The 9191-nt window shown below is 34.9% G+C and carries 8 protein-coding genes, 1 tRNA gene and 1 pseudogene; 6 read left to right on the top strand and 4 right to left on the bottom strand.

The genetic code is table 11. The features are described from left to right. Nucleotides 1–96 precede the first annotated feature (96 nt). The 3 genes and pseudogenes from OZD62_RS06280 to rsmA all read right to left on the bottom strand — a co-directional run bounded on the left by OZD62_RS06280 (nt 97) and on the right by rsmA (nt 3563). Nucleotides 97–1077: pseudogene (locus tag OZD62_RS06280) on the bottom strand (IS3 family transposase). Between the two features lie 63 nt (nt 1078–1140). Beyond that, nucleotides 1141–2634 carry an IMP dehydrogenase gene (gene guaB, locus OZD62_RS05800; protein WP_275019641.1) on the bottom strand — a complete coding sequence of 498 codons (1494 nt, stop codon included), beginning with the start codon at nt 2632–2634 and terminating at the stop codon, nt 1141–1143. 116 nt (nt 2635–2750) lie between these two features. Then, a complete protein-coding gene (gene rsmA, locus OZD62_RS05805; protein ID WP_275019642.1) occupies nt 2751–3563 on the bottom strand; it encodes a 16S rRNA (adenine(1518)-N(6)/adenine(1519)-N(6))-dimethyltransferase RsmA in 813 nt (270 codons plus the stop codon). Nucleotides 3564–3641: 78 nt separating this feature from the next. Between rsmA and OZD62_RS05810 the strand changes: the two genes are divergently transcribed. Together OZD62_RS05810 and OZD62_RS05815 are read left to right on the top strand one after the other, a co-directional pair. Next, nucleotides 3642–3714, top strand: a tRNA-Thr gene (locus tag OZD62_RS05810). Between the two features lie 24 nt (nt 3715–3738). Beyond that, on the top strand, nt 3739–4467 hold the full coding sequence (locus OZD62_RS05815) for a triosephosphate isomerase (protein WP_015588848.1): 729 nt from the start codon (nt 3739–3741) through the stop codon (nt 4465–4467). 74 nt (nt 4468–4541) lie between these two features. Here OZD62_RS05815 and dprA read toward each other — a convergent pair whose 3' ends face one another. Continuing rightward, a complete protein-coding gene (gene dprA, locus OZD62_RS05820; protein ID WP_038199450.1) occupies nt 4542–5630 on the bottom strand; it encodes a DNA-processing protein DprA in 1089 nt (362 codons plus the stop codon). Nucleotides 5631–5691: 61 nt separating this feature from the next. Here dprA and OZD62_RS05825 point away from each other — a divergent pair, with 61 nt between their 5' ends. From OZD62_RS05825 to OZD62_RS05840, 4 genes are all read left to right on the top strand, one after another. Next, nucleotides 5692–6066: a ferredoxin family protein gene (locus OZD62_RS05825; RefSeq protein WP_010082601.1), complete on the top strand. Its 375-nt coding sequence runs from the start codon at nt 5692–5694 to the stop codon at nt 6064–6066. A 193-nt stretch (nt 6067–6259) separates the two neighbouring features. Next, nucleotides 6260–7045, top strand: coding sequence for a hypothetical protein (locus tag OZD62_RS05830; RefSeq protein ID WP_010082602.1), 786 nt, complete (start codon nt 6260–6262; stop codon nt 7043–7045). A 79-nt stretch (nt 7046–7124) separates the two neighbouring features. Further along, the gene (locus tag OZD62_RS05835) at nt 7125–8078 is read left to right on the top strand and encodes a D-alanine--D-alanine ligase (protein WP_010082603.1); all 954 of its coding nucleotides are present in this window, start codon (nt 7125–7127) and stop codon (nt 8076–8078) included. Next, complete coding sequence (locus OZD62_RS05840) at nt 8059–8817, top strand: cell division protein FtsQ/DivIB (protein ID WP_010962363.1); 759 nt, start codon at nt 8059–8061, stop codon at nt 8815–8817. The genes OZD62_RS05835 and OZD62_RS05840 overlap by 20 nt, the downstream gene beginning before the upstream one ends. Nucleotides 8818–9191: the final 374 nt, after the last annotated feature.

Consider the following 9191-nt stretch of genomic DNA (forward strand, 5'->3'; position numbering starts at 1 on the left):
TGACCTTACCCAGAAAAAGTAGAGAGAAAGTTAAGACGTTTTTATCATGAGAATAAATTGTGCAGGAATGCAATAGTTAATAGTAGAATGTCTACGTTATTTGTTATAAAAGATTTCTATGTATTCAAATATGGCAGTTCTGGTTTGTTGAGCGAGAAGTATCAATAAGCAGCTCCCTTTTAAGTGAACTTTTCTGCAACAGAGTTATCGTAACAACAGCCCTTATGGCTCATGCTGGAAATGATGTTTTTTGTATTCAATAGAAATTGGTAATTTTGAGAGGTATACTGTGACCCTTGATCGCTATGTAACAGCAGATTTTTATCGGGTTTGCGTTTATCAACGGCCATCAATAAAGAATCTATAACTAATTATCATGTTACTCATTAACCACCATGCGTGAATATAGGTCAATTATTGCCGCCAACAACCTTCTTTAGTTTTTATGTAGGTAATCCCAAACTTTATTTGGCTGATCAGTAGTAAAATTTTGATCCAATGTGTTCGGAGCCACAACTCGGTTGCTTATTTGCTGTTTTTTATTTTTGAACCTTCGTCTAAACTTGGCTTTAATGCCATTTTCTTGCATAACACTTTGTACTGTTTTAATTTTTGCCTAAAGCTTTTAATTCAGCGTGAATTTTAGGGGCTCCATATCTGCATTTAGAAGCTTGATGTATTTTTTGAATATCTGCTAGAAGCCCTTCTTTTGCTAATTCTTTACTGCTTTTTTCCTTAGCAACCCATACCACCAGTACAAAACCCTACATAGTTCCTGTGTTTTATAGCAATTTCTATATAAAAGAATACTTTACTCTTTTTCTTTGCCCAGGGCTTTTTTTAAGATGTCTCTTTCTCTTATTAGCTCTTTTTTTAGATCAAATCTTTCTTTGTCATAAGGAGCCTTTGCCTGGAAATGCGTATGCTCCAGACATTTTTCCATTATATTTTCTTACTTAACATACTGCCATCTATACCTAGATCTTTTGCTATTTTTGTACTTGCTTGACCTGTTTCTTTAACCAGCTTAACAGCTTCTAATTTGAATTCTGCTGTATATTCTCTTCTATTTGTCATATTTTGAAAAAACGTTTTATTTTACTCCAAAAACGTTTTAACTTTCTCTCTACTTTTTCTGGACTACTCCGAATCGGTTGACAAATTGGACGTTTGATAAGCATAATTTGGAGCTTCTTGTGTAATGACTATATCATGAGCGTGACTCTCTCTTAATCCTGATGCAGTAATAGTAACAAATTTACAATTTTTTTTCATCTCTTCTATATTCCTATTACCAGTATACCCCATTGCAGCTTGCAATCCGCCAATCAATTGATGGATTACTCCTGAAGCTGGACCTTTGAATGGAACTCTTCCTTCCACTCCTTGTGGAACTAATTTGAGTTTTGAATCTTTATCTTGAAAATAACGGCTAGCTGAACCTCGTTTCATTGCACTAATAGATCCCATTCCTCGATAGCCTTTATATGCTCTGCCCTTATACATAATAATCTCACCTGGGCTTTCGTCAGTGCCAGCAAAAATCGAACCAATCATCACAGAGTCAGCACCAGCTGCAATAGCTTTTGCAACATCTCCTGAGTATTTTACCCCACCATCAGCAATTAGTCTGACGTTTCTTGCTCTACACGCCTCTGCAACATTCTTGATTGCAGAGAATTGTGGCACACCAACACCTGTAACTATTCTGGTTGTACAGATTGATCCTGGCCCTATTCCAACCTTCACTGCATCAACACCCGCATCAATCAACGCTTCAGCAGCCTCCTTTGTTGCAATGTTTCCGCCAATTAATTGCGTATTAGGATACATCTTTTTTATTTCCCTAATGGTATTGATAACGTTTTCGGAATGACCGTGAGCAGTATCCACAACAACTACATCAACTTCTTCTCCGATCAAAGCTTCACATCTGTCTATACCATCTTTTTTACCAGTGCCAATTGCAGCGGCAACTCTGAGACGCCCTTTACTGTCTTTACATGAATTTGGGTATCTATTGTATTTTTCAATGTCTTTAACCGTAATTAAACCTATACAACAAGAATTTTCATCTACGACCAAAAGCTTTTCTATTCTATTTTCATGCAACAATTTCATTGCTGAGGCACTATTCACTCCCTGCTCCCGCACTGTCACTAACTTATCTTTTGTCATCACTTCGGAAACTTTTACATTCATGTTCTGGTCTTCAATAAATCTCACATCTCGGTTAGTTAAAATTCCAACTAACTTGCGTTGATCGACTACAGGAATGCCAGAATAATTGTGCTCTCTCATTAATGAAATTGCTTCCGCAACTGTTTTATCCGGTGAAATCGTAATTGGGTTATACACGATCCAACTTTCATATTTTTTCACCCTTCTCACTTCTAAAACTTGTTCATCTATTGATAAATTCTTATGTATGCAACCTATCCCTCCATGTTGGGCAATAGCTATTGCAAAGCCCGATTCAGTAACAGTATCCATTGCAGAGGATATGAGAGGGATATTTAGTTCTATACTATTTGTTAAATAAGTTTTTGTATCTGCATCGCAAGGCAACATATTAGAATAGGCTGGCAAAAGAAGTATATCGTCAAACGAATAACAAGCTTCCATTTTTTTCATAGGCTTTATTTAAAGCTTATACGCCAATTAATTAAATTGCAATAGGCAAAATTAGCTAGGAGCCTTTAATTGTATAGCTCTAACTGTTTTTAGGAGATAGAAAAGCTATATAGTTGCTAATACATTTTATTGCACAATAAGCATTCTACATTATTTGCCAGCAAACAGAACTGCTCAATAGTTAAGTTTTCTGGACGTTCATTTCCACTCAATTTAGCGTTTTCAAGGACAGTTTCAGCGTGGTTCGTTATATTTTGCAAGCTATTTCTCAGCATCTTTCTTCTTTGAGCAAAAACAGCACGTATTAATTTTATTAAGGTTTCCAAGTTTACTACAAACTTTGGGGTAGGCAAAGGATTTACTGTAATTACTGAAGAATGTATTTTTGGTCTTGGAAAAAACTCTTTAGGTTCAATATCAAATTCCTTTTTTATATCGCATAGTAACTGGCTTAGCACTGATAGAGGACCATAATCTTTAGAATTGGGTCTTGCTGTAATGCGATCTGCTACCTCTTTTTGAAACATTAATGTCAAACTCATAAAAAATTTTATACTATCTAACCACTTTAAAAATAACGCTACCGAGATATTGTAAGGCAAGTTAGCAATAACTTTAACTGGGCGCTCTATCAGCTCTTCTTCTATAATATGCAGTGCATCCGCTTCTATAATTCTATACTTTCCTTGATGCTCATTTAGCAGTTGGTCATGGTGTTTTACTAAATCTCTATCTTTTTCTATAGAAAGTAGAGACTTTGGATTATGCACCAATATTTCTCTTGTTAATGCACCATATCCAGGACCAATTTCAATGACATTAAAATTTTCCAGACTACCAGCTAAAGCGACGATTTTTTTTGTTATCTCACTCGATAAAATAAAATTTTGCCCTAGACTCTTTTTTGGCTTCAGTAAAAATTTTTTCATATTATTTTCATTATACAGTATTTTAAAAATTAGTTGACGAAAATTCATTGATAATTGTATATTATTAATGTGTTTAACGCCGGCTTAGCTCAATTGGTAGAGCAACTGACTTGTAATCAGTAGGTTGTCAGTTCAAGTCCGACAGCCGGCACTCTCGCCCATATAAGTAAAGTTGATGTCCTTTTTAATAGTAGCAAATTGGAAAATGAATGGAATGCGTTCTTCATTTGTTGACTTTATAGGCAAACTTAACAACAAGAGCAACGAAATTACCTCTAAGCTAGTGATTTGCCCTCCTTTTACGTCATTTCCAAGCAGTATAGAGTTGAACAATAATATTAATATAGGAGCACAGAATTGCCATCATAAAAAGTTCGGTTCTTACACAGGTGAAATTAGTGCAGAAATGTTAAAAGAACTAGGGTGTACTTACGTAATACTTGGGCATTCTGAAAGGGCTAATGAAAAAGATAGTGAAATAAAACTTAAGTCGGAAATAGCAATAGAATCAGGCTTACACCCAATTATCTGTGTGGGTGAAAATTCAGAAGATTATAAGAATGAAAAAACAAAAGAAGTAATAGAATATCAATGCAAAAACCGTTTGCCAACACACGGTGAATATACCGTAGCATATGAGCCAATATGGGCAATAGGCACAGGTCATGTGCCAAATAATGATGCAATTGCTAAGGTGATAGAGGTAATAAAATTGTGTACTAGTAAAAAACACATTATATATGGTGGTTCAGTCAGTTCAGAAAATATAGAAAATTTGCTCAGTATCTCAAATTTATCAGGAGTTTTAATTGGCAGTGCAAGCTTAGATTTCGATCACTTTTATAAAATTATACAACAAGTTGAAAAAAAGTTTTCTCTTATCAATTCTAAAATCAGCAACTAAGAATCCTATAACAAATGGCATCATTTCAGTGTCAAGCATATGTCTGTACGAGCATCTAGTATAGCTAAAGTAATCTAGAAAATTAACGATATTTTATTCCCCGGTGAACGCTCTATTTTGTTTTCCAACTCTAGTTCTAAAAGAGCCATTAGAGCTATGTTGGTAGAAAGTCCGCTTGCTAATATAAGTTCATCTATATCAACAGGTACAGAGTTAATATGATCAACTATAACAGATTTTGCCTGTTGTAATTTTTCTTGTTTTTGGTTAACAAAATGGTGCTCAACATCAAATAGGTTTTTTTGCTGCGGAGGTAAACTAAACCTAATACTCTCTATTATGTCATCAGCGGATTCGATAAGCTTAGCACCGTTTTTAATTAAATAATTACTACCACTACAGCGTGAATCTAAAGGGAAACCAGAAACTGCAAACACCTCTCTCCCTTGATTTAAAGCAAAATCTGCTGTTATTAGAGAGCCAGAACGTTTCGATGCTTCAATCACTGCAACACCTAGCGATAGGCCAGATATAATTCGATTCCTTTGAGGAAAATACTGAGGCTTTGGTTTAGTAGCAAATGGAAGCTCAGTAATTACTAACCCACCGTTCCCAGTGATTTTTTTGTATAGATCAAAATTCTCTTTTGGATACACCACATCAATTCCGCTTGCTGTAACAGCAATAGTGGGATGATTTTTGTATATTACACTGTTTGCTGCAGTATCAATTCCTCTTGCAAGTCCAGAAACGATAATAAAACCAGCTTCGCTTAAATCAAGTGCCAACTTATTGGCAAAATTTCTTCCATTCATTGAAGAGTTACGCCCACCGATTATTGCAATTATCTCACGGCTTAATAATGATATATCACCAAGCGCAGTTATTACAGGAGGACAACTAGGGATATTTCTTAAAAGATCAGGGTAATCTGGGTCACATGCGGGTATAATTTTAGCTCCAATTCTTTCTGCATTATTGATTTCTTCTCGTGCATCTTGAATGCCATACACCTTATCATTAGCCACCCTATTGAGATATTTTAGCACCTCATCTAGCGATCCGTGTGTTCTTAGTATACTAAAAAACTTTATTGGTCCTATGGTTCTAGCCAGGCTTAACCATACTTCTAATTCTTTGTTGTTCAATTTATTTATCTTCATAAAAAGCTTGAATTTCTTATCAATTTAGTGTACCCAAGATAATGCAAATATACAGTGTTTTATGACGCATTTTGTTACAGATAAATGCATAAAATGTAAATATACAGACTGCGTGGAAGTATGTCCCGTTGACTGCTTCTATGAAGGCAAAAACATGCTCGTGATTAACCCAGATGAATGTATTGATTGCGGAGTGTGCATACCTGAGTGTCCAGTAGATGCAATTGTAACTGATGATTCCATAAAAGATATTTTAGAACTAGATGAAGAGTTGCTGAGCAGCGAACAAAAAACTTTCAAGTTATTTTACGATATAAATGTAGAATACTCACAAAAGTGGCCAAATATCACAGCTAAAAAGCAACCCCTCTATACTGCAGAAGAGTATAAGGAAAAAAAGGATAAAACAGCTTATTTTGATGAAAATTTAGAATAATGCTACTGAAGGAAAAGAAACTTTTTGTATTTCAGGGTTGTTGTTTTTGGTTGCTGAAAATAGTTGCGTTATCTAAGTTGTTATGCTGATAAATTAGTATCGATTAATTTAAGGATTAAGGAAAAAGGCTTATTGACTTTTGCAATATTTGATTATAAAACTAGCTGTTAGCATTAAATCTTGGGGGTAAGTTATGAGTATAAATAAAAGAGAAACCATTAAAAAGATTGAAGGGTTACTTTTTCAAGCGAACGGTAATCTTGAAAAAGCATGTGATCTATTATCAACAGTAGAGTTAACCGAAGATGATATTAAAATATTGCTGGAAGAGATGATAAAAGAGTATCATAGCTTGTTTGAAAAGATTTCTTGGAGTTGTGGAATTACTGCAGGCAGTGCACAAGATGCCAACGCAAGCAGCTTCAACGAAGTTTTTAAGCTAGGTTCAAAAGAGTTAGCATTGGCAATGACGTCAGATCTCAGAAAGTCTTATGATCAAGAATTATTTAAGAAATATAAAAAAGAAGAAATGTCTTATCCTGAAGGAGAAGGAGTACAATTTATTAGAGAATTGAGAGTTCTAAGTAGAATACTTACTATATCTTTAATAAGGAAACTTGATGAAGTTTACAAGTTTACTCCAGAAGAAATTGAGCGTTTGAAGGAATATATGTTAGTTAGCAACTATGATATAAGCAAAAGTCTTTCTGATATAGACAAATATATGCATGCACTATCTGCCTTAATTAGAAACTCTTCACTTGATACAAAAAAGATATTTGAGCTAAATAATCGAATGATAATACACACTACAGCCTTAATTGATTTAGTAACTAGTGGAGTAGTGAAAAAAGAAGAAGCAAAAGAACAATCTGCTGAGGATTTAGAAAAGCTTATCTGTGAACAGTATAAAGGTGCAGCAAACACGCCACTACCGTTGCAGAGCACGCTATTTGAAGTGGATAAAAAAAGTGCTTGAAGAAAGTTTATAGTTAGCCAAAGTAGGTATTTAATAAGCTTAATGTAACCATTATGTATGCTATATAGCAAAACATAGAATGCTTATGATTCCAACTATAGCAATTTTAAGTGGTGGATTTTCTTGTGAGAGAGAAATATCGCTTATGAGCGGAAAAGCAGTGAAGAAGGCGCTCGATAGCCTTTCATATAATGCAATAGAAATAGATGTTGACAGCAATATTGCTGAAAAGCTTAAAAAAATTAATCCGGGCCTTGCTTTTATCGCTCTGCATGGACCTTATGGTGAAGATGGCTGCATTCAAGGTTTATTGGAAATCTTAGGTATAAAATATACACACTCAGGAGTTATGGCTTCTGCCGTTGCTATAAATAAAGTGATGTCAAAGCATATATTTCGATCCCTTAATATCGACACTCCAAAAGGTTATGTAATTAGCCGAGAAGATGTACTAAAAAATAATATTAAAATCGATTATCCGTACGTCTTAAAACCAATTAATGAAGGTTCAAGTATTGGAGTGTACATAATTTTCTCGCACGAGGATTACTTAGAACTGAAAAATAATAGTTCTACTATAATGGAAAAGATGATCGTAGAAGAATACATACCGGGCATAGAGTTACATACTGCTGTATTGCTGGATGAAGCAATTGGCACTATAGAAGTACGACCAAAAAATAAATTCTATGATTATGAAGCAAAGTATACAGATGGATTTGCAGAACATATATTTCCTGCTAAAATTCCTGACAATATATATAAAATGACCTTGGAACACGCACTGAAAATACATCAATTTTTAGGATGCAAAACTATTTCCCGCTCAGATTTCCGTTATAATCCCAAAAATAACACTTTAAAAATGCTTGAGATTAATACACATCCTGGCTTTACTGAGTTATCGTTAGTGCCAGAAATTGCAAAATTGGCAAAAGGAATCAATTTTAATGAATTAGTTAAAATTATTATTGAAGATAGTTTGCAGCACAAAAATATTAGGGATTTAAGTCATGTTGAGCAGTATTACTAGAAGCCAAAGGAGTTTTTTGCGTAAGTGTGCCTTGGTTGTTATCACAGCACTTTTTCTTACGCTAATACTTTACAGCTCACTTGATAAAATAATAAATCGATTTAATTACTACTTTACTTGGTACAATGACTGCCTATCTAGTTTATTACTCAGTAGTGGATTTTCAATCGACGAAGTAGTCGTGAGCGGCAATAAATTTACAAACAAAAAGGATATTCTAAGTTTGACAGATAGAACGCAACCTATCCTGTATATATCACTTTCAAAACTTGCCGGTAACATACAATCCGTAAGCAGATGGATAAAACACGTAAGAGTTCACAGAATTTTGCCCAATACTCTACACATTAATATAGATGAGCATAAACCGTTTGCTCTCTGGAAAGATAATAACAAAACCTCGGTAATTGATTTTGAAGGTAAAGTGATCGTAGATGACTATCTAGTAGATGATCTTGTTGTAATTACAGGACAAAACTCATTATCAAACCTAGAATTTGTTAAAGATGTGTTAGAGAGTAAAACTCAATTAAGTGACCACATTTCTTCTTTTGCTTATATAGGGAATAGAAGATGGAATATCATACTTGATAACGATTCCACAGTAAAACTGCCTGAAGATAACCCTTATAGTGCATGGGACTATTTAAACCACTTACACAATACAACTGATTTTACTTTCAGCGATTGGAGTATTATTGATATGCGTATTACTGATAAAATCTTTGTGAAGAGGTGATCTGCTGTAATCCAAGTAGCCCCTTTTCCTGTCATCCCAGTGCCCAGACACTGGAATCCCGCCGCGAACCGTCATACCGCGATTCATTCGCGGTATCTCTTAACATAGATCCCTTATTTAACCGCCATACCTTAACATAGATCCCGCTAACACGTAGCGGGATGACGAGGTTATCGTCATGTCACCGCGAACCGTCATACCGTCACGAACCGTCATACCGCGATTCATTCGCGGTATCTCAGCCGCTAACAAGAGATCCCGCTAACACGTAGCGGGATGACGGTTGTCGTTTAGCTATAAATATTTAAGAAATTTACCAAACGAAAAAAAAGGCAAAAGAAGCCCCGTGGTTGGCTAATTACTTACATTATACT

Origin of the sequence: Wolbachia endosymbiont of Drosophila seguyi (assembly GCF_028981765.1) — a bacterium.
In the GTDB taxonomy this organism is placed as follows: domain Bacteria; phylum Pseudomonadota; class Alphaproteobacteria; order Rickettsiales; family Anaplasmataceae; genus Wolbachia; species Wolbachia pipientis.